Source organism: Nonlabens sp., from assembly GCF_051251825.1.
In the GTDB taxonomy this organism is placed as follows: Bacteria; Bacteroidota; Bacteroidia; order Flavobacteriales; family Flavobacteriaceae; genus Nonlabens.
In genome coordinates, this window is the sequence record NZ_JBPOGG010000002.1 from 137191 (window position 1) to 158727 (window position 21537).

The following is a 21537-nucleotide window of genomic DNA, read 5'->3' on the forward strand; positions in this document are numbered from 1 at the left end:
GGAAGAAAGTGTGTAAAATAAATCTGGATAAAACCAACCGATACCGCTCTGCAGCGGTATGACATTAAAAAATCTACATCGTTATGCAGTAGAACGACGTTAAGAGCAAGTATTGAGATCAATCGTAAAATTGATATGCTAACCAGCTAGACACCTTTGTTCAAAGGGGTTTGGGTTTCTAGAAACTAAACCCAAAACTACCCGTTATCGCCATAGATCGAGCGTCTGGTAAGTAGTTGTAGCCACCTCTAAAACTTACATCGAGACGGAATACTTTAAAGATATTCCCTATTCCTGCGCTGTATTCCCAGTAGATATCTTCTGGTGCTAAGTAATTCAAACCGCTGGCGTTTAAAGCGATGTTTTCATCACTGATCTTTCCATAAACGGCACGTAATCCTACTAGTTCTCTTAAATTCAAGTCTCTTAAGTAAGGAATGCGAGAGAACAATCTACCATTGAAATTATGGTTTAAATGAAGTGTTACGTATTCATCAGTCACAAACTCATAAAAATTCATGGTATTGAATGCTCCGGTAATATTAAAATAAGTCTGGTTTCCAGGAACTACATTTAATAATGCAAGTGGTACTTCACCAAAGGTCTTTCCAGCTTCAACACGAGCCGTCAATCTTCCAAAAGGCCCAAACTGAAATGGATGACTGTAATAGAATTGTACTTTATCAAAGTTAAAATCGCTTTCTAGCAATCCTTCAAATCCGCGTGTGTAACTCGCAAAGAGGATAGGATATTCTCCACCATTAATGAGTGTTCTATCTACACCATAATTAGATGTTTTACGACCTGGCGTGTAGGTCATGGTAAGACTTGCGTCTGCTTGACGAGTTTCTGATTCTATGCCGCCTGGAGCGTCTACATCAAAATAATCAAGGCTAAATACGTCTGGAGCACCACTTTTAATGGTTCTGTAACTCGTTCCTAAACGGAATTCTAGATTGTATTTAGGCTCAAAACTGATTCCAAGTGTGGTCAAGTTAATACTGGAAAGGCTGTTATTATTTCCTGCTGTGATTAAAGCACTTGAAGCAAGACTGCGACCTAGCACGTCATTAGTATTTGTTAAACTAGCTCCTAGTTGTTCAATATCTCTTCTATTTCCACCAGAAATGGTAAGTCTGCTTTTCTTATCCACCATCCATTTTCCAGCCAGACCATATTTAAACTGGTTATCTCTAAATCCATAAGCTCCATAACCTTCTAGTCGCCACATATCGTTTGAACTAAAGAACGTACGTCCACCAGCTCGCAAGCGCAATCCTTCTACTTCATTAAAACCAAAAGTGCTAAACACAGGTCCTATGTCAAAATTATCTACCTCATAATATCCAGATGCTAATATGGAACCTATATTATAAAGACGCTTGAACTTCTTATTAGTCTTGAGCGTGTCCAGCATGGTATAGATTTGCTTCTCATCTTTGTTGAGTTTCTCTAATCTGTTCTCATCCCAATAAGCCTCATCACGATCATAGATTTCGGGATCATAATCATTTACCCTGCGCTTGTAAAAATCTTCATCTTTAGGGATATCAAATTGATAGTTATTAAAGAGCGTGGTTCTCTTACCATACATTCCTTTAGACTCTTCTTTTTTATTAAGCGCAAAATCACTCATAAAATAGTCACGAGTAATAAGGAAAAGACTGTCGTTTAAAACCTCATATTCCTGCTCGATGTATATTTCTTTTACCCAATTCACATTGGCACTTTTAGTAGCTTGTAGATTGATTTCTTTAATAGCATAAGAGTCTGCAGCGACCCAAAAATCTCCTTTAAAAGTCAACTCACCTTTTCTACGCGGATAATAAATAATATTATAAGCCTCTACACCATCGATAATCGCCGTATCTCTCAATATATAATTATAAGTATCAATACCGCTCTTTCCTACTGGACTCGTAAAACTCTTATCAAAGAATTTTAAGTAGCGTTCATACACGTCTATATCTGCATACAGATCTTTTACAAACGCGATTATGGTTTGATTATCAGAGAAACCAGAGTTTTTATTTGCCTTTATGTTTGTCTTTTCCTTTTTCATCTCATTATCACCATACACAGTTGCTAGAGATTCATTAATAAAAATAGGCAAGTATGTTTTCCCTGTCACCGCACTGGTATCTGCATAATCAAATATGAATTCCATACCACGGAACAGTTTAGAGTTCACCATTTGACTATCGATGGTATTCATGTCAAACTCTAGTTTCTCGTACTTATCGTACTGATATTGCTTGAATTGAGAAAGACCATTTTTACGACGGTTTTCCCATACTTTGCGCAGTATGTCTAGGGCTGGATTGTTCTTTTTGGAAGTTTTACCCGTATAAATTACCACAGCGTCCAGTGCTGCAGCTTCTGTCTTCAAGGTAAGACTGAGTTCTAAGTTTACTTTAGATTCCAGCGTATAAGTCAAGGTTTCATAACCTATAAAAGAAACCTGAATGCGGTCATAATTAGAGTCAGACTGCAAGTAGAATCTCCCATCATCGTTGGTAATCGTTCCTTCACTAGAGTTAGGGAAAACAACATTTGCAAACGGAACCGTATCGCCAAACTCGTCATAAACCACTCCACCTACTTTAGTTTGCGCCATTGCAACCGTACTTACTACTAGTAATAATAGCAATAATGGTTTTAAAGAATTCGCTTTCGTACCGCAACTAGTGTGGCATGAACTTCTTTTTGTTCCGCTTTCGCGAAAGCGTAATAACAAGAAAGCGTAATATTTAATCATATCAATAAGTCTAAGAGAAGTCGAATATAAAACTACTTTTTGGGTAATTTGTTTTTGAAATATTAAAAAAGCCCAGCTATTAGACTGGGCTTTGGATATTTATGTGTTCTAGAATTACTTTCTATACATCACTTTCTTCACGCCTTCTACCACATCGTTGTGATTAGGTAACCACTCTGCCAGTAAAACTGGAGAATATGGTGCTGGCGTATCGGCCGTATTGATCTTATATATAGGAGCATCTAGATAATCAAATGCCTCAGCTTGTACCATGTGAGAAATCTCAGTAGATACGTTACCAAATGGCCACGCTTCTTCTAGGATTACTAAACGGTTGGTTTTCTTAACAGATTTTAAAATCGCTTGTTTATCATAAGGACGTACCGTTCTCAAGTCGATAATTTCACACGAAATACCGTCTTTTTCAAGCTCGTCTGCCGCTTTATAAGCTTCTTTAATAATCTTACCAAAGGAAACGATAGTTACATCTGTTCCTTCTCTTTTTATCTCTGCAACACCTATAGGTAGGATATATTCACCTTCTGGCACTTCACCTTTATCACCATACATTTGCTCAGATTCCATAAAAATAACTGGATCATCATCACGTATTGCTGCTTTTAATAATCCTTTTGCATCATAAGGATTTGAAGGAACGATTACTTTAAGACCTGGCGTGTTTGCAAACCAGTTTTCAAATGCCTGTGAGTGCGTTGCTGCAAGTTGACCAGCACTTCCCGTAGGACCACGGAAAACGATTGGACACTTTAATTGTCCACCAGACATCTGGCGTATTTTTGCGGCGTTGTTAATGATTTGATCAATTCCTACTAGAGAGAAGTTGAACGTCATGTATTCCACAATTGGTCTATTACCCGTCATGGTAGAACCGATCGCGATTCCAGCAAAACCTAATTCAGAGATAGGTGTGTCAATAACACGCTTAGCACCAAATTCATCGAGCATACCTTTTGAAGCTTTGTAAGCTCCATTATATTCTGCCACTTCTTCACCCATTAAGTAAATGGACTCATCGCGGCGCATTTCTTCACTCATCGCTTCGCAAATCGCCTCACGGAATTGTATAGTCTTCATAAATACTACTGTTTATAACAAAAGAGCAACAAAAATAACTTACCCAATCGTAGTACACCACATTTTTAAGATAAAAAATGTCTTAATAAGGCTATAAATATGTGCACGGAGATTTCGCCATCGTTTTCGTAACCATGTTACAATTGCGTTAAAAAACAACTACACTCTAGATAAAAGAACTCATTAAACCGATTTAAGGTAAAAAAGCAATAAATTTTATTATGCATGCATAGTTTATTTGACCTTTTTTGCTTACTTTCGCAAACGTTTGAAAAACTTATAAAAACCCTGTGAAATATGAAGATATTAGTCTGTATCAGTCACGTACCAGATACCACTTCTAAGATTAATTTTACTGATAATAATACTCAGTTTGACACTAATGGTGTTCAATTTGTAATTAATCCTAATGATGAATTTGGTCTTACTAGAGCCATGTGGTTCAAAGAAAAGCAAAGCGCAACTGTAGAAGTTGTTACCGTAGGTGGCGCTGAGGTAGAACCTACACTTAGAAAAGCTCTGGCCATAGGTGCAGATAGCGCTATAAGAGTAGATGCTCCAGCACTTGATGGCTATGCCGTTGCTCAAGAACTTGCTGCCGTTGTTAAGAATGGTGGATATGACCTAGTAATTGCTGGTCGTGAATCCATAGATTATAATGGTGGAATGGTTCCTGGAATGGTTGCTGCTATGACTGGTTCTAGCTTTGTTAATACTTGTATTTCTCTAGAAATAGAAGGATCAAATGCAACTGCCGTGAGAGAAATCGATGGTGGAAAAGAAACCGTTACTGCAACTCTTCCTCTTATCATCGGCGGACAGAAAGGTCTTGTAGAAGAAAGCGACTTAAGAATCCCTAACATGCGTGGAATTATGATGGCTCGCAAAAAGCCGTTAACCGTAGCACCATCTGCAGCAACAGCAACTGAGACTAAAACAGTTTCTTTTGAAAAACCAGCTCCTAAAGGAGATGTAAAATTAGTCGCAGCAGACAACCTAGATCAGTTGATTGACTTGTTACACAACGAGGCAAAGGCGATCTAAGTAAGGTTTTTAATATACGTTTTCGCGAAAGCGTATTCACAATAACATTAACAATAGTAAGAGCATTGCTCTTCCCAAAATATTTTAACTATGTCAGTATTAGTATATACAGAATCTGAAGGCGGCACTTTCAAGAAAGCAGCTTATGAAGTAGCGAGCTACGGAAAAGGTATCGCAGACCAGTTAGGAACAAGCGTTACAGCAATCTCTTTTAACGCAAATGGCGCAGGCGATTTAGGCACTCACGGAGTTTCTAAACAACTGAACGTTACAGATTCAAAACTAGAAAAATTTAACGCAGCTGCCTATGCAGACGCGATTGCTCAAGCTGCAAAAGCTGAAGGAGCAACAACCGTAATTATAAGTTCAAGTGCAAATTCAAAATACCTAGGTTCACTTTTAAGTGTTCATCTAGAGGCTGGATATGCGACAAATGTGATGGAATTACCAGCGTCAACTAGCCCATTTACGGTTAAGAGATCTGTTTTTACAAACAAGGCATTTGCAATGACTGAGATTTCTACTTCAAATAGATTAGTAGGACTTGCAAACAACTCTTATGGTTTAAAAGAAAACCCAACAGATTGTGCTACCGAAGATTTTACTCCATCATTGAATGATGGCGATTTTAAAGTTCAAGTACAGTCTGTAGATAAAGCTACAGATAAGGTGAGTATAGCAGATGCTGACGTAGTAGTAAGTGCAGGACGTGGACTAAAAGGACCAGAAAACTGGGGAATGATTGAGGAACTTGCAGAGGTTCTAGGAGCAGCAACTGCTTGTTCTAAACCTGTAAGTGATATGGGATGGAGACCACATGGTGAACACGTAGGTCAAACTGGTAAGCCAGTTGCCACTAACCTTTATATTGCGATAGGAATATCTGGAGCAATTCAACACCTTGCTGGTGTAAGCTCTTCAAAAGTTAAAGTTGTTATCAATACTGATCCAGAAGCACCGTTTTTCAAAGCGGCAGACTATGGTGTGGTAGGTGACGCATTTGAAGTAGTACCTGCATTAATTGAGAAATTAAAAGCATTCAAAGCAGCAAACGCTTAGTAATTAAAAATTTGTTAGCTTTAAGGCTGTGCATTATGAGAAAAACACTCATTTTTGCACAGCTTTTTTCATTTAAAAAAAGTGTAACTCTATGAGTCTAAAACGACTTAACATACGCGGGATATCTTACAGCGAGACACAAAACGGTGCTTATGCACTCGTACTCAAAGAAGTAGGCGGCGACAGACAATTACCTATAGTCATAGGCGCATTTGAAGCGCAAAGTATTGCTATTGCTCTTGAAAAAGAAATCAGTCCACCGCGACCTCTTACTCATGATCTTTTTAAAACCTTTGGTGAACGATTTGGGATTACAGTGAAACAAGTTATTATTCACAAACTTGTGGATGGCGTGTTTTTCTCTAGTTTAATTTGTGAACGCGATAAAATTGAAGAAATCATAGATGCTAGAACTAGCGATGCGATTGCTCTAGCCGTGCGATTTAAAGCTCCAGTTTTTACTTATGAAAACATCCTTGATGAGGCTGGTGTTCAATCTCACATAAGACCTGATAAGGAACTACAGGAAGATCCGCTGGATTTAAGTGATGAGAATTTCATAGATGAACTCATCAATACAGATGCTTCTCAAGAAGATAATTATAGCCACTTAAGCAATAAAGAGTTACATAAAATGCTGGATGAAGCGGTTTCCAATGAAAATTATGAACTAGCTGCGCGATTGCGTGACGAAATGTCGAAAAGATAAACACTACATTTTATGATTCCATCATCTATTTCTAGAGTCTTACTTACCATATTATTCATTTTAGGTGGTAGTTTAATAGGATTTGCACAGGAAACAGTTTCTTCATTCAACATCGATCCTACTGAAGGTTACGGCTTTACTTTTGAAAGCTTCTATCGAGGTATTATTGGAATCATCTTCATTATAGGTTTGTGTTATTTATTGAGTTCTAATCGTAAAAAAATTGACTGGAAACTCGTGGGAATAGGTCTGAGTTTACAGATCGTATTTGCATTACTTGTTTTAAAAGTAGATGCTGTAGCAGCAGTTTTTAAGTGGATTGCTCAAAAGGTTGTAGAGTTTCTAGGCGTGGCCGAGGAAGGAGCACAATTTGTTTTCGGGAGTTTAGTAGATCCATCGCAGAGTATGGGATACATATTTGCTTTTAAAGTGTTACCTACGATTGTATTCTTTTCGGCTTTTACATCTTTATTATACTATTTAGGGATTTTACAAAAAATCGTTTACGGCTTTGCATGGGTGATGAGTAAAACCATGAGACTAAGCGGTGCAGAATCTCTCGCGGCGGCTGCAAATATCTTTATAGGACAAACGGAAGCACCACTTGTGGTAAAACCATATCTAGATAAAATGACAAAGTCAGAGATCCTATGTCTTATGGTAGGTGGAATGGCAACAATTGCTGGTGGAGTTCTCGCTGCATTCATTGAATTCCTAGGTGGAACAGATCCTGTTTCAAAAGCTGAGTTTGCTCGACATTTAATTACAGCCTCTATAATGAGTGCGCCTGCTGCCATATTGATAGCAAAAATGCTATATCCAGAAACTAATCCTGAGAAAATAGATCGCAAACTCAATATCTCTAAAGAAAAAATAGGTTCTAACGTTCTAGATGCTATTTCTAGAGGAACCACTGACGGATTAAAACTCGCAGTCAATGTAGGTGCTATGTTGCTTGTTTTTACAGCAATCATTGCAGTTGTTAATTGGTTTTTAGGAGATATCATAGGAGCTCCTACAGGCTTGAATGATTTAATAGTAGATGCCACAGATGGACGCTATGAAAAGTTCTCAATGCAATATATTCTCGGTAATTTATTTGCTCCGGTAGCATGGATTATAGGTGTTCCTACTTCAGACATAGTTGCAGTAGGTCAATTACTGGGTGAAAAAACAATCCTAAATGAGTTCTTTGCATATGCATCTTTAAGTAAGTTGAAAGCAGCCGGTGTCTTAACAAATTATCGTTCTATAGTAATCTCTACATATGCACTTTGCGGATTTGCAAACTTTGCCTCTATAGGAATTCAAATAGGTGGAATAGGTGTACTTGCTCCTGCACAACGCAAAACGCTGGCAGCATTTGGAATAAAAGCTTTGATAGGTGGAACATGTGCCGCATTACTTACAGCAACTATCGCTGGAATGCTTTTCGGTTAAACAGAACTAATTTTCCCAATTAATCCGAGAGACTTTTTTACTTAGATTTAATTATCTGAATCCTAAGAAAAGAATTTTAAGAAAATTTTAATAAATTTGCCTTCTTAAAACAAAGTCGCGCGCATGGATTCTTCTTCTTTTATTGATAATGCAAAATTTCATTTTCAATATGAATTTGGAAACCTTTATTGCTTTGACAATTATGTGATTGGAATCATTAATGATGGAATCAATGTAAATTCTGAGATTGCAAGACAAATTCTCAAAGATCTTAACGCTCACTTTCATTCAAAACCATACGTATATATCTCAAATCGAGCATTTGCTCATGATATTGATTTAGACGTTTATAAATTAGTCAACCCTAAAAAACTTATAGGGATTGCGATAGTATCTCCACATGAGAACGAAATTGAACGAGCTGTAGAGGAACAATCTTTATACTCAGGATCCTTTGGGCTTTTTAAAAATATAGAAAGTGCCGTGGCTTGGGCCATTACTTTTCAGCCTATAGCATCTTAGACTTATTAAAAATAAGTTGATAAAATATTTGACTTTATTTTAATTCCTGTAGCGTTTCGATAATTAATTCTGCTATTTTGTAGGCTATTAAACCGTAGGCAGATTTTTAAATTACAGATAATCAAATGAAACAATACCACGACTTACTCCAGCACATACTAGATGAAGGAACTGATAAAGGTGACCGCACAGGTACTGGGACTCGAAGTGTTTTTGGTTATCAAATGCGATTTAATTTGCAAGAAGGTTTTCCTATGGTGACTACCAAAAAGTTACACCTTAAATCCATAGTTCATGAACTACTCTGGTTTTTAACTGGCGATACAAATGTGAAATACCTTCAAGATAATGGTGTGCGTATCTGGAATGAATGGGCAAACGAGAATGGTGATTTAGGACCAGTTTATGGTCATCAATGGCGCAACTGGAACGGTGAGGACATTGATCAAATTAAAGAAATCGTTAAAACCTTAAAATCAAATCCTAACTCTCGTCGCATGATGGTAAGCGCTTGGAATCCTAGCGTGATGCCCGACACAAGCAAGAGTTTTTCAGAAAACGTTGCAAATGGCAAGGCTGCATTACCACCATGTCACGCGTTTTTCCAATTTTACGTATCAGACAATAAATTAAGCTGTCAACTCTACCAGCGCAGTGCAGACGTGTTTCTAGGCGTGCCTTTTAACATAGCTAGCTATGCCCTATTCACGATGATGATGGCACAAGTTTGTGGATTTGAATATGGAGATTTCATCCACACATTTGGTGACGTGCATATTTACTCTAATCACATGGAACAGGTTGCTCTACAATTAAGTAGAGAACCCGTTGAATTACCGACCATGAAACTCAATCCTGACGTAAAAGATATTTTCAACTTTACTTTTGATGATTTTACTTTAGAAAATTATAATCCGCATCCCGCTATTAAAGGTGCCGTTGCTATTTAATATGAAGAATTTTTTATTCCTAGTTACTTTAATACTGACCAGTTTTAATTTCACGATCGCTCAAGACAGTGATCCTGCTTATGCAGATTTTAAAGAAATAGATGATACTGAATTTAAGGATCAACCTAGTTTCTACGTAGTGGATTTAAAAATGACCGCATCAGATCCTGGAATGGCGACGGCAAGTTGGGAAGCACATAAATCTCTTACTAAATTTCTTGTGGAGCTTTATGACCCGACTACTAATGTCATGTTTCATCGTAAAATTTATAGAGAAAAAACGATACAAATTCCAGCAAGCGCACGTGTCACCATCGCTCCTATTCATCTTAACATGAAGGGAAAACCGAAGAGCACCACATTATCTCTATCCAATTATGCCACCCAAGCAGAGCAACGCAAGAATATTGAACAGCTCATGAAACAAATGGAGCAGCAACAGAACTATGGGAACAGTTATAATAATTCATCATCCAGCGAGATTCCATGGAGATGGATTCTTAGAGGAATTGGGCTTCTCGCTTTGGTAATCGGTCTTATTGCAAAATTTGCTGGAAAAAGTGATAATGAATTTAAAGATTATGACCGTCGCAACAGGAAACCTTAGTTGAGGTGCGCCCTTCCTGTCGGTAGGCAGCTTTCGCGAAAGCGTAAACAGAAAATTCCTAACTATTTCACAAAAGTCGCCTAATCTCATAGACTTTAAATATTTCCTATTAACTTTGAGAAGATGAATCAACCTCAAGAACTTCTCAAGCTTTTTATTTCTACAAGATCACACACTAAAAAACTATGTGAACCTCTGGAAACAGAAGATTATGTAGTACAACCTATTGTAGATGTATCGCCGCCCAAATGGCATTTAGGACACACGACCTGGTTTTTTGAAGAGTTCTTACTCGACGGAAACCTTCCAGGCTACAGAAGATTCCATGAGCAATATGCTTATGTATTTAACAGCTACTATGAAAGTATAGGCGCTCGAGTAGTGCGCACGGATCGCGGGAATTTATCCAGACCTAGTGTAGATGATATCTATAAATATCGTTCCTATGTTACTAAAAACATGGAGCTACTCATTAAAAATCATCTAACTGATTCCTTAATTCCTATCCTAGAAATAGGAATTCATCACGAGAAACAACATCAAGAATTACTGCTTACTGATATTAAATACATTCTAGGGAACAATCCTTTACTGCCAGTCTATAAAGAAGTTCAAGATGAAGTTTTTACCAATGATAAAGAATCTAATTATATCGAAATGCCTGCTCAGATTTATGAGATAGGTCATACAAATCAAGAGTTTTGCTATGATAATGAGCTGCCTAGACATCGAGTTTTTCTTGAAGCCTATAAAATTTCAAGCGAGCTTGTAACTTGTGGTGAGTGGCTTGACTTTATGAAAGATGGTGGCTATAATAATGTCATGTTGTGGCATACTGAAGGTTGGGATTGGGTTCAGAAAAATAACATTACAGCACCTATGTATTGGTTTAAAGATGAAAGTCTATGGAAGCAATACACGTTAAATGGAGTTCAAGAAATAAGTTATGAAAGCGCCATTACTCATATTTCCTATTATGAGGCATTTGCATTTGCTCAATGGAAAAGCATGCGCTTACCTACAGAGTTTGAATGGGAAGCTGCACAATCACAATTTGATTGGGGAAAAAGATGGGAATGGACTGAAAGCGCTTACTTACCTTACCCTAATTACACAAAACCAGATGGCGCTCTAGGCGAGTACAATGGTAAATTTATGGTCAACCAGAAGGTGCTGCGCGGTAGCTCTATTGCTACTGCACCACAACATGCAAGACCTACTTATAGAAACTTTTTCCATCCTTATTTGAGATGGCAATTCACGAGTTTGAGACTCGCACAATCTTTATGAATAAAAAAGAAACCTTCCAGTTAGAATTTGAAGAACACGTAAAAGAAGGCTTAATCGCTTTTCCAAAGTTTTTAAGTTCAAAATATATTTACGACGATCGTGGTGATGAATTGTTCCAGCAAATCATGGCGCTACCCGAGTATTACCTCACTGAGGCAGAATTTAATATTATAGACACTCACAAAGAAAACCTGAGAGAAATCTTTAGTACTCACGGAGCATTTGACTTAATAGAACTAGGTGCTGGAGATGGGAAAAAGACTAAAGTACTGCTCAGAGAACTCGTAGAAAATCAGACAGATTTCACCTATATTCCTATTGATATAAGTCAGCACGCGATTGAAGAACTAACTGATTCATTAACTACCATATTGCCTAATCTTGAAGTTCAAGGTGAACAAGGAACTTACTTTAAAGTTCTAGAACGATTAGCTACCTATAATAAAAGACCCAAAGTTATTATCGTTTTGGGTTCAAACATTGGGAATTTACAACACCCAAAAGCTATAGAGTTTTTAAAGAAATTAAAAGAAGTGATGTCCACAAAGGATTATCTTTTTATGGGTTTTGACCAGAAAAAAGATCCGCTTACGATTCAAAACGCTTATGCAGACTCGCAAGGTGTAACACAAGAGTTCAATCGTAACTTATTACATCGCATAAATAAAGAAATGGAAGCAGATTTTCCAGTGCATCAATTTGAGCATTGGGAATCTTATGACCCAGAAAGCGGTACTGCAAAAAGCTACCTAATCGCCACTGAAGCTTGTGAAGTAGAACTTAAAAAGCTAAATCTAAAAGTAAACTTTAAAAAATGGGAAACCATTCATTGTGAGATTTCACAAAAGTACGATGATGATATCGTCGAGTGGCTCGCCAAAGAAAGTGGACTGGAAATAGCAAATATCTTTGAAGATGATCAAAAACTTTTCAAAGACTATTTATTTAATACTAAAGATTAAAATTATGAAAGCCATTTGGAACAATCAGGTTATTGCCGAGAGTAATGAAACTAAAGTTATAGAAAACAATCATTATTTCCCACCTAGCAGTATTAAAAAAGAATACTATAAAGAAAGCAACACGCAAACTAATTGTCCATGGAAAGGCATAGCTAGTTATTACACTTTAGAAGTAGATGGCTCACAAAACAAAGATGCCGCCTGGTATTACCCAGATACTAAACATGCTGCCAAAGAAATTGAAGGATATGTTGCATTTTGGAAAGGTGTGACAATAAGCGAGTAATGGAAATCATCCAAGCAACCGCAAGTCATGTTGAAGATTTGAGCAAATTATTTGACTCTTATCGCATTTTTTATAAGCAACCTAGCGATTTAAAATCTTGTAAAGATTTCTTATTGAAAAGGATTAAAGGTCAAGAATCTGTAATATTTATAGCCATAGATTCTGATCAATCCATCGCTGGTTTTACACAACTCTATCCCATTTTTAGCTCCACAAGGTTAAAGAAAGCCTGGCTACTTAATGATTTATATGTCCTTAAAGAACACAGAGGAAAAGGCATTTCTAAGTTATTAATTGAAAAAGCAAAAGAACTTTGCTTAATGACAAAAGCGCGTGGCATAATGCTAGAAACAGAAAAATCCAACACTATAGGAAATCAACTGTACCCTAGTGTTGGATTTAAATTATGTAATGATTCCACTAACTATTATGAGTGGAATCCGTCTTAAATTTTTGTGTAAACAAAGTCTAGACTTGTAATACTACTCGCTGGAGTACCTACTGCTCCACTAAAATATTGAGCAACATCATTATCATCTACATTAAAAGATAGTGTTGTAGCTGTTAAAACAACTTGTTGAGATTCAGTAGCAGTTCCACCATTTATATTAACTGTAATAGTAAGCAATCCGTTTCCATAAGAATATGTTCCAGTTTCTACGCTTGTATTACATTGTAAAACATTTGCGTTGTCAAAGCTGACCTCAGCAACAGTTGAAGTAAAAGTTCCATCAGCATTAAAACTTATAGCCATGTTGTCAAAACATGTAGTCTCATTAGTAAGTTCCATATCTGTAGCCATGTCTTGATTCAAATCAACAGCCACATCACTGGTTAAAGTCGTTAAAACGTAATTCCCCACGAGCGCTGCATTACTATTGGTCGTTTGATTTGAATTATCAGAACAAGAAGTAATAAGTAGAATTCCCGCAAGAAGAGGTAAGATTAATTTTTTCATCATTGTATTTTTGTTAAAGATAATAAATTCTAGTAAACCACTATCTTTGAATTTGTTAAAGAAAGTAACAGCCTGTATTTAGTGGCATTTTGCGTTATTTCGCTTTCGCGAAAGCGTTAAAAAAACCACCTCAAGCACATTAAAAATAGTAGTTGTAAAAAACATCTTTATTTTTTTTGAATCTCACTGCTTGTCAATCAAATATAAAATCATACATTTGCAGCCCGATTTTAACCATTAAAATCGTTACGAATTTAAAACAGGTTCAAAGTGAATACGTTAAGTTACAAAACAGTTTCTGCAAACAGCGCTACGGTAAACAAAGAATGGGTACTAGTAGATGCGGCAGACCAGCCATTAGGACGTATGTCTTCAATAGTTGCAAAATTATTGAGAGGAAAATACAAGCCTAACTTCACTCCACATGTAGATTGTGGAGACAATGTAATTGTGATTAATGCTGACAAGGTGAAACTTTCTGGTAATAAGTGGTCTGAGAAGACTTACATACGCCACACAGGTTATCCAGGTGGGCAGCGCAGCCTTACTGCTCAGGAGCTTTATGACAAAGACCCTACTAGAGTAGTTGAAAAAGCTGTGAAAGGAATGCTTCCTAAAAATAAATTAGGTGCAGCAATCTATCGTAACTTAAAAGTGTACAGCGGTGCTGAGCATGGACAAGATGCACAACAACCTACTACTATCAATTTAAACGAGATCAAGTAAGATGGAAACATTACACAAAATAGGTAGAAGAAAAACTGCCGTAGCTCGTGTTTACCTTAGCGATGGAAAAGGTAATATCACTATCAACAATAAAGACCTTAAAGATTACTTCACAACTGGTACTCTTCAATATAAAGTAAACCAACCGTTTGCCTTAACTGAAACTACTGGTACTTATGACGTTAAAGTAAACGTTCATGGTGGTGGAATCACTGGACAGGCTGAGGCTATACGTCTTGCTCTTTCAAGAGCACTTGTTCAAATCGATGAAGAAAATCGTCTTGTATTAAAGCCAGAAGGCCTTATGACTCGTGACCCAAGAATGGTGGAACGTAAGAAATTCGGTCAGAAGAAAGCAAGGAAGAAATTCCAGTTCTCTAAGCGTTAATATTACACACATATTATCATCCCATCCCGATTACATCGAGATGGGATTTGTTCTTATATTTTTTTTAATTATTAATTTGCTGTCATCCCGATTGCCGTCGGGACCTAGTTTAGCATCTAAATGATTTTGGCGATTTTCTATAATAGAAATGACCACTCAATCATTGCTATCTGACAGAACGTAAACTATCTAAACATGGCAAATAACACAGAAGTCAAGAATCTACTTGACGCAGGTGTCCACTTCGGTCACCTTACACGCAAATGGGATCCTAACATGGCACCGTATATCTATATGGAGCGTAATGGAATCCACATTATCAATCTTTACAAAACTAAAGCTAAGCTAGACGAGGCTAACGAAGCACTACGCAAGATCGCTGCATCTGGTCGTAAGGTTCTTTTTGTTGCTACTAAGAAGCAAGCAAAAGATATCGTTGCACAACATGCTGGTGACGCAAACATGCCTTACATCACAGAAAGATGGCCTGGTGGAATGCTTACTAACTTTGTAACTATCCGTAAAGCTGTTAAGAAAATGGCACTTGTAGATCGTATGAAAAAAGACGGTCGCTACGAAACTCTTTCTAAAAAAGAACGTTTACAAGTTGACCGTATGAGAGCAAAGCTTGAGAAGAACTTAGGTTCTATCGTTGAGATGACTCGCATGCCTGCAGCACTTTTTGTAGTAGATACAGTACGTGAGCACATCGCTGTAAAAGAAGCTTTAAAATTAGGTATTCCTATTTTTGCAATGGCAGATACTAATGCAAATCCACGTGATATCGATTATGTGATTCCATCAAATGATGATGCATCTAAATCTATCGATATTATCGTAAACTCTGCAACTGACGCTATTAAAGCTGGACTTGAAGATCGTAAGACTGAAAAGAACAACGAAGCTGCAAAAGCAGAAAAAGCTAAAGCTGACAAGGAAGCTGCAAAAGCTGAAAAGCCTGCAAAAGCTAAGAAAGAAGCTGTAAAAGCAGACGAAGAAGAATAAATCATAAACTCTGGGAAACCAGAATCTAAACCTTTACAACATGGCAAAAATAACCGCCGCTGAAGTAGGAAAATTAAGAAACACCACTGGTGCTGGTATGATGGACTGTAAAAAGGCCCTTGTAGAAGCTGAAGGTGATTTTGACAAAGCAATTGAAATCCTAAGAAAGAAAGGTCAGAAAGTAGCTGCAAAGCGTGCTGATCGTGACTCATCTGAAGGTGTAGTAGTTGCAAAAATAAATGATGATAACACAAGAGGTGTTATGATCTCTTTAAACTGTGAAACTGACTTTGTTGCAAAGAATGACGATTATGTTGCTCTTGCTAACCAGGTTGCAGACGTAGCTTTAAATACAAATTCAAAAGAAGAATTGCTTGCCGCAGACTTTGGAGGAATGACCGTAGCTGAAAAGCTTATCGAGCAAACTGGAGTTATAGGTGAGAAATTAGAAATAGGTGGTTTTGAAGCTTATGAAGCTCCTTACGTAGGCGTTTACGTTCACGGTGGGAAAATCGGTGCTTTAACTGGACTTTCTACAGCGTCTGATAATGCTGCAGAGGTTGCAAAATCTGTTTCTATGCAAGTAGCTTCTATGGGAGCGACTACTCTTTCATATAAAGATTTTGATCCTGAATTTGTAAAGTCTGAGACTGAAGCTCGTATCGCTGCTATCGAAAAAGATAACATCGAGCGTGGACGTTTAGGGAAGCCGTTGAAAAACATTCCACTTTTCATCTCAAGATCTCAAGTTACTGATGCTGCTCTTGCTGAGGCAAAATCAACATTTGAAGCAGAATTAAAAGCAGAAGGAAAGCCTGAAGCTATCTGGGATCGTATCATTCCAGGAAAATTAGAGCGTTTTATCTCTGATAATGTTTCTCTTGATAAAGAACAAGCGCTTTTAGACCAGGATTTCATCATGGACGACAGTAAAACTGTTGCTCAGTATGTAGAATCTAAAGGTGCAGAAGTTGTAGGATTCAAAAGAGTTTCTATCGCTTAATTATCTTTAATTAGAATATTGAAATCCCATCTAGGTCATGCTTAGATGGGATTTTTTATGCTTTTTAAACACGCTTTCGCGAAAGCGTATTTACATTTTCCACATAATTTATACCTTAGTCAGATGATTAAATATTTCTTCCCATTACTGCTACTCGCGAGTTGTGCCAGCTTACCTAAAACAGAATCAGCTCGCAAGGCTTTCAAATTTGAAAAAATAGTATCCTTGCCTAGTGCCATTAATGAAAGCTCAGGTCTGATAGTCATGGACGGTAAATTAATTACACATAATGATTCTGGTAATATGCCGGTGCTCTATCAAATCGATACTACTGGAGTAATCACCGGTTATGTAAAATATAATTATTTATTTAATCGAGATTGGGAAGCTATCACACAATCTGATAATGCCATACACATTGCAGATATTGGGAATAATAGTGGTAATAGAAAAGATCTTAAAATCTTTAATATTATCAAAGACGGAATGTGGTTTGAAGATATAGAAATGGATATCTCAACTATTACTTATGAAACACAACAAGATTTCACGGTACGACCACAAAAACACTCATATGATGCCGAGGCTGTAGTTGTTATCAATAAAGTCATGTATTTATTTTCTAAAGACTGGATCAACTTCAATACCTCTATTTATAGTTTCCCTTTAAATAGCGATGCTGTTTTAAATAATCATCAAACTATCAACTCAAAAGGTCTTGTGACTGATGCTACGTTCAACAATCGTAATCGAGTACTACTGTGTGGTTACAATCAGAGCTTGCAACCTTTTGTTATGGAGCTTAAGTTTCAAGATGGTGTTTTTACTTTTATTAAAAAAGTAGATTTACCTATAGATGGTGCTCAAATAGAAGCTATCGCCTACTATGGAAATGATAAAGCAAGTAATGAGATTTATTATCTAACTAGTGAAGCAGTAAATGTAAAACTGGGTGATGATGAAGCAAAAACAGAAGGTGAATTGTATAAATTAATCTGGAAATAAAAAAGGATTTCAAGTTTCATTTCATATTCCTATTGAATAAGGAATTCCATTATATTTGCACAACCTCAGACACACCTTATGAAATACAATCGCGTCCTTCTTAAATTAAGCGGAGAAGCATTAATGGGAAATAGACAATACGGTATCGACCCAGAACGTCTCTCAGAATATGCTCAAGAAATCAGAAAAGCAATAGATAAAGGTATAGAAGTCGCTATCGTAATAGGTGGCGGGAACATCTTTAGAGGTGTCGCTGGAGCTAGTGCTGGAATGGATCGTGTTCAAGGAGATCATATGGGAATGCTTGCAACCGTCATTAATGGTCTTGCATTACAGAGCGCTCTTGAAGACGCAGGAGTCCCTACACGATTACAGTCTGCCATTAAAATTAATGAAGTAGCAGAGCCTTTTATACGTCGCAAAGCAATGAGACATCTTGAAAAAGGTCGTGTTGTGATTTTTGGAGGCGGAACAGGTAATCCTTATTTCACCACAGACAGTGCCGCAGTGTTAAGAGCGATTGAGATTGAAGCAGATGTCATTCTTAAAGGAACAAGAGTGGACGGAATCTACACCGCAGATCCTGAAAAAGATTCCAGCGCAACTAAGTTTGAGTTTATCAGTTTTGATGATGTGTTGCGTAAAGGTTTAAAAGTAATGGACACGACTGCTTTTACTTTAAGTCAAGAAAACGAGTTGCCTATCATCGTTTTTGATATGAATAAAAAAGGGAACTTGATGAAGGTTCTGAGTGGAGAAAATATAGGAACAAGAGTACAATTATAATAAGTGGCAATATATTTGCAAACTGTTAAGTAAAATTTGAGTTATGAATGAAGAATTAGATTTAGTTATAGACGCCTGTAAGGAAGGAATGGACAGTGCCATTGTGCACCTTGAAAAGCAATTATTAAATATACGCGCTGGCAAAGCAAGTCCTGCTATGCTAGGTAGTGTTTATGTAGATTATTACGGTAGTCAGACTCCATTAGGTCAAGTAGCAAATGTTGCTACACCAGACGCACGCACACTTACCGTTACTCCATGGGAAAAAGGAATGATTACAGAAATTGAAAAAGGAATCATGTACGCAAACTTAGGCTTAAACCCTATGAATAATGGAGAAAGTGTAATCATTAACGTTCCTGCATTAACTGAAGAAAGACGTAAAGATCTAGCCAAGCAATCTAAAGCTGAAGGTGAAGAAGCAAAAATAGGTGTACGTAACGATCGCAAGACCGCGATGAATGATTTAAAGAAACTCGACCTTTCTGAAGATGTTTTAAAATCTGCAGAGGAAGAAGTTCAAGAACTTACTAACTCTTATATCACAAAAATCGATAAGATCATAAGTGTTAAAGAAGCTGAGATTTTAAAAGTATAATTAAAACTTCAAAGATTTATATAGAATTGCCAGCAGTAAAGCTGGCATTTTTATTGAATAAAACTTAAAATAATAATAATATGCCTTTAAAGGCTATATGCTTCTTGTACTTTTAGCGTTATTAAAACACTTATTATTCTGCTATTAAATTTATGAGTCAATTGAGATTTTACATTTCATTTATATTTCTATTAGCTTGCATAATTGCGAGTGGACAGAACGACCTTACTCCTGCACTTGAAATCATTAAAAAAGCGATTGATAAAAAGCCCGATAATAATCCGTTAAAGGCTTTAAATACGTTGAAATATGATAGCTATGAGAATCTCAAAATAGCTGGAAATCCCGAAGCAATTACTGGGTCTGGATACAAAAAGACAGAACTACGTAGAACACTCTTGAAAACCGAAGTATTCTTATCTGAAAAAACTTCTCAAATCATAAATGATAATGCAGTAGGTCATAAAGAACTTATCACCGCAGCTTTTATGCCTGGATTTGAAAAACCAGTTTATCCTATTTATAATATAGAATTTCAATCTCGCAATTTGTATCAGGATACTTATGTGATTTTTGACCAGCATTATATCAACCCTATTTCTAACTCTGGGCTCAATAGCTATAATTATGAGACCGTGGGCGATTCAATTATTGAAAACAGATCTGTCTATAAGTTAAGGTTTGAGCCTCTAGAATCCTCTTCAACCACTTTAAATGGCTTTGTCTATATTGATAAAGAAACCAATGCGATTGCTCAAGCAAAATATAATGTAAAGGGTAATTTAAATGTTCAGACTAAGCATTTCTATACCTACGATAAACTCCATCATTTATGGTACTGCACTTACAGTGATTTATTTATTAAGAAGTCTAATAGCATTAAGGAAATTGAATTATTTGGTGGCCGTTTTGAGGTAGGAACACGCAATCAAGAAGAAATTGACGAAGCTACAGATGAGTTGTACCTTATTCTTAAACGCTATCAAAAGAACTTTAAAACAAATCGTAAAATCAACTATGGGCAAAAAGGAGTAACTATAGAAATTCCAGAAAGCGCCATTAATAAACCTCTCAACTATTGGGATGATTATCGCAATAAGGAAGCCTACACTTCTCAGGAGTTAGCAAACTTCATGGATCTAGACAGCATAGTCACTGCAGAAAATGTGACACGCAAACTAGAGGTTATTGAGAAATTTAAAGTAGGATACTATCCTGTAGGTTTTTTTGATATAGACCTCAAATATCTTATTAAGTTCAACGAGTACGAAGCTTTCCGTGTAGGACTAGGAGGAACTACAAATGATAAATTCTCAAAAAACTGGCGCATAAGTGGATACGGAGCTTATGGAACCAAGGATAAAGTGTTTAAATATAATGCAACCTTAGGATATCTACTTAATTCTGAAAATAATACCTGGATCAGTGCTTATAAAACAAATGATATCTATGAATTTGCCGGTTCTAGATTCCTTACTGACGCTCGCGTCTATTCTCTTTTTGAACCTCGATTGATCAACATCCCTACTTTTTATTTATATAAAGAATATGGATTATCGCTACAACAGCGCTTATCACCATCTGTCATTAGTGAGGTCTCGCTTTCGCGAAAGCGTATTTCACAAACCACTAATTACATATTTTCACCTGATGGAATAGATTACGTGAACTATGTTCTTACTGAGGCAACGATAGCAGCACGATGGAGTCCACGTAGTGATTTTATGAAAACGCCTAAAGGTTATCAAGAGACTAACAAGGGCTACCCTATTTTAAGTGGGCAAATCACAAAAGGAATCAATGGAATACTGGATAGTGACTTTAATTACCTTAAGTTTTCTGGTAAAGCAACTTACACTATTGATAGAATAAGTGGCTCTCAAACAGAGTTATCGCTAGAAGGACATTATGCACGAGGAGATGTTCCACTCAGCCATTTGTTCCATGCATATCCTAATTCTCCTACTAAAGATGAAGTACTGCAGCGTTTCTCTGTTGCAGGTAGAAATAGTTTTGAAACCATGTATTTTAATGAGTTCTTTTCAGATCGTATTGCTACTTTTCAAATGAGGCATAGCTTCACTCCTTTTCATATTGCTTCCTGGCTTAATCCAGAGTTAGTGATTACATCTCGATATGCTATAGGAGATTTTAATGATACAGGAGATCACTTGAATATTAATTTTAACAGGCTCAATAAAGGTTATACAGAATCTGGTTTTGAATTAAATAAGTTGATTTACGGTTTCGGAATTAGTGCAACTTATCGTTATGGAGCTTATCACTTACCTGATTTCTCTGATAATCTTGCTCTTAAATTTACTTTCTATCTAGAGATCTAAATAG

General features: G+C 36.8%; 22 protein-coding genes. 19 read left to right on the forward strand and 3 right to left on the reverse strand.

Annotated elements, in window-relative coordinates:
* Positions 1–178: 178 nt before the first annotated feature.
* Together ACSHWW_RS03125 and ACSHWW_RS03130 are read right to left on the reverse strand one after the other, a co-directional pair.
* On the reverse strand, positions 179–2758 hold the full coding sequence (locus tag ACSHWW_RS03125; RefSeq protein WP_435680957.1) for a DUF5686 family protein: 2580 nt from the start codon (positions 2756–2758) through the stop codon (positions 179–181).
* Positions 2759–2872: 114 nt separating this feature from the next.
* The gene (locus ACSHWW_RS03130; protein ID WP_435680958.1) at positions 2873–3853 is read right to left on the reverse strand and encodes a pyruvate dehydrogenase complex E1 component subunit beta; all 981 of its coding nucleotides are present in this window, start codon (positions 3851–3853) and stop codon (positions 2873–2875) included.
* Positions 3854–4150: 297 nt separating this feature from the next.
* On the opposite strand from ACSHWW_RS03130, the gene ACSHWW_RS03135 reads away from it, so the two are divergent.
* From ACSHWW_RS03135 to ACSHWW_RS03185, 11 genes are all read left to right on the forward strand, one after another.
* On the forward strand, positions 4151–4897 hold the full coding sequence (locus tag ACSHWW_RS03135; protein WP_435680959.1) for an electron transfer flavoprotein subunit beta/FixA family protein: 747 nt from the start codon (positions 4151–4153) through the stop codon (positions 4895–4897).
* 90 nt (positions 4898–4987) lie between these two features.
* Positions 4988–5956 (forward strand): electron transfer flavoprotein subunit alpha/FixB family protein, encoded by a 969-nt coding sequence (locus ACSHWW_RS03140; protein ID WP_435680960.1) that lies wholly within the window; start codon positions 4988–4990, stop codon positions 5954–5956.
* Positions 5957–6047: 91 nt separating this feature from the next.
* Entirely contained in the window at positions 6048–6665 is a 618-nt protein-coding gene (locus ACSHWW_RS03145) for a bifunctional nuclease domain-containing protein (RefSeq protein ID WP_435680961.1), read from the forward strand.
* Positions 6666–6677: 12 nt separating this feature from the next.
* Entirely contained in the window at positions 6678–8105 is a 1428-nt protein-coding gene (locus ACSHWW_RS03150) for a NupC/NupG family nucleoside CNT transporter (RefSeq protein WP_435680962.1), read from the forward strand.
* A 123-nt stretch (positions 8106–8228) separates the two neighbouring features.
* Entirely contained in the window at positions 8229–8627 is a 399-nt protein-coding gene (locus ACSHWW_RS03155) for a thymidylate synthase (RefSeq protein WP_435680963.1), read from the forward strand.
* Between the two features lie 125 nt (positions 8628–8752).
* Positions 8753–9577 carry a thymidylate synthase gene (locus ACSHWW_RS03160; protein WP_435680964.1) on the forward strand — a complete coding sequence of 275 codons (825 nt, stop codon included), beginning with the start codon at positions 8753–8755 and terminating at the stop codon, positions 9575–9577.
* Position 9578: 1 nt separating this feature from the next.
* The gene (locus tag ACSHWW_RS03165) at positions 9579–10184 is read left to right on the forward strand and encodes a hypothetical protein (RefSeq protein WP_435680965.1); all 606 of its coding nucleotides are present in this window, start codon (positions 9579–9581) and stop codon (positions 10182–10184) included.
* 123 nt (positions 10185–10307) lie between these two features.
* Complete coding sequence (gene egtB / locus ACSHWW_RS03170; RefSeq protein ID WP_435680966.1) at positions 10308–11474, forward strand: ergothioneine biosynthesis protein EgtB; 1167 nt, start codon at positions 10308–10310, stop codon at positions 11472–11474.
* Positions 11471–12436 (forward strand): L-histidine N(alpha)-methyltransferase, encoded by a 966-nt coding sequence (locus tag ACSHWW_RS03175; protein ID WP_435680967.1) that lies wholly within the window; start codon positions 11471–11473, stop codon positions 12434–12436. Before egtB ends, ACSHWW_RS03175 begins: the two co-directional genes overlap by 4 nt.
* A 4-nt stretch (positions 12437–12440) precedes the next feature.
* Positions 12441–12722, forward strand: coding sequence for a DUF427 domain-containing protein (locus ACSHWW_RS03180; protein ID WP_435680968.1), 282 nt, complete (start codon positions 12441–12443; stop codon positions 12720–12722).
* Positions 12722–13171: a GNAT family N-acetyltransferase gene (locus ACSHWW_RS03185; protein ID WP_435680969.1), complete on the forward strand. Its 450-nt coding sequence runs from the start codon at positions 12722–12724 to the stop codon at positions 13169–13171. The genes ACSHWW_RS03180 and ACSHWW_RS03185 overlap by 1 nt, the downstream gene beginning before the upstream one ends.
* Here ACSHWW_RS03185 and ACSHWW_RS03190 read toward each other — a convergent pair.
* Positions 13168–13680, reverse strand: coding sequence for a lipocalin family protein (locus ACSHWW_RS03190; RefSeq protein ID WP_435680970.1), 513 nt, complete (start codon positions 13678–13680; stop codon positions 13168–13170). The two genes, ACSHWW_RS03185 and ACSHWW_RS03190, sit on opposite strands and share 4 nt — an antisense overlap.
* A gap of 270 nt (positions 13681–13950) precedes the next feature.
* Here ACSHWW_RS03190 and rplM point away from each other — a divergent pair, with 270 nt between their 5' ends.
* The 8 genes from rplM (at position 13951) to ACSHWW_RS03230 (ending at position 21533) form a co-directional block, all read left to right on the forward strand.
* Positions 13951–14406, forward strand: a complete 456-nt coding sequence (gene rplM / locus ACSHWW_RS03195) for a 50S ribosomal protein L13 (RefSeq protein ID WP_435680971.1) — start codon at positions 13951–13953, stop codon at positions 14404–14406.
* Between the two features lies 1 nt (position 14407).
* On the forward strand, positions 14408–14794 hold the full coding sequence (rpsI, locus tag ACSHWW_RS03200; protein ID WP_435680972.1) for a 30S ribosomal protein S9: 387 nt from the start codon (positions 14408–14410) through the stop codon (positions 14792–14794).
* A 195-nt stretch (positions 14795–14989) separates the two neighbouring features.
* A complete protein-coding gene (gene rpsB, locus ACSHWW_RS03205) occupies positions 14990–15799 on the forward strand; it encodes a 30S ribosomal protein S2 (RefSeq protein WP_435680973.1) in 810 nt (269 codons plus the stop codon).
* Positions 15800–15839: 40 nt separating this feature from the next.
* The gene (gene tsf / locus ACSHWW_RS03210; protein ID WP_435680974.1) at positions 15840–16802 is read left to right on the forward strand and encodes a translation elongation factor Ts; all 963 of its coding nucleotides are present in this window, start codon (positions 15840–15842) and stop codon (positions 16800–16802) included.
* A gap of 57 nt (positions 16803–16859) precedes the next feature.
* On the forward strand, positions 16860–17807 hold the full coding sequence (locus ACSHWW_RS03215; protein ID WP_435680975.1) for a hypothetical protein: 948 nt from the start codon (positions 16860–16862) through the stop codon (positions 17805–17807).
* A 78-nt stretch (positions 17808–17885) separates the two neighbouring features.
* Entirely contained in the window at positions 17886–18593 is a 708-nt protein-coding gene (pyrH, locus tag ACSHWW_RS03220; protein WP_435680976.1) for a UMP kinase, read from the forward strand.
* Positions 18594–18636: 43 nt separating this feature from the next.
* On the forward strand, positions 18637–19191 hold the full coding sequence (gene frr, locus ACSHWW_RS03225; RefSeq protein WP_435680977.1) for a ribosome recycling factor: 555 nt from the start codon (positions 18637–18639) through the stop codon (positions 19189–19191).
* A 152-nt stretch (positions 19192–19343) separates the two neighbouring features.
* On the forward strand, positions 19344–21533 hold the full coding sequence (locus tag ACSHWW_RS03230) for a DUF5686 family protein (protein ID WP_435680978.1): 2190 nt from the start codon (positions 19344–19346) through the stop codon (positions 21531–21533).
* Positions 21534–21537: the final 4 nt, after the last annotated feature.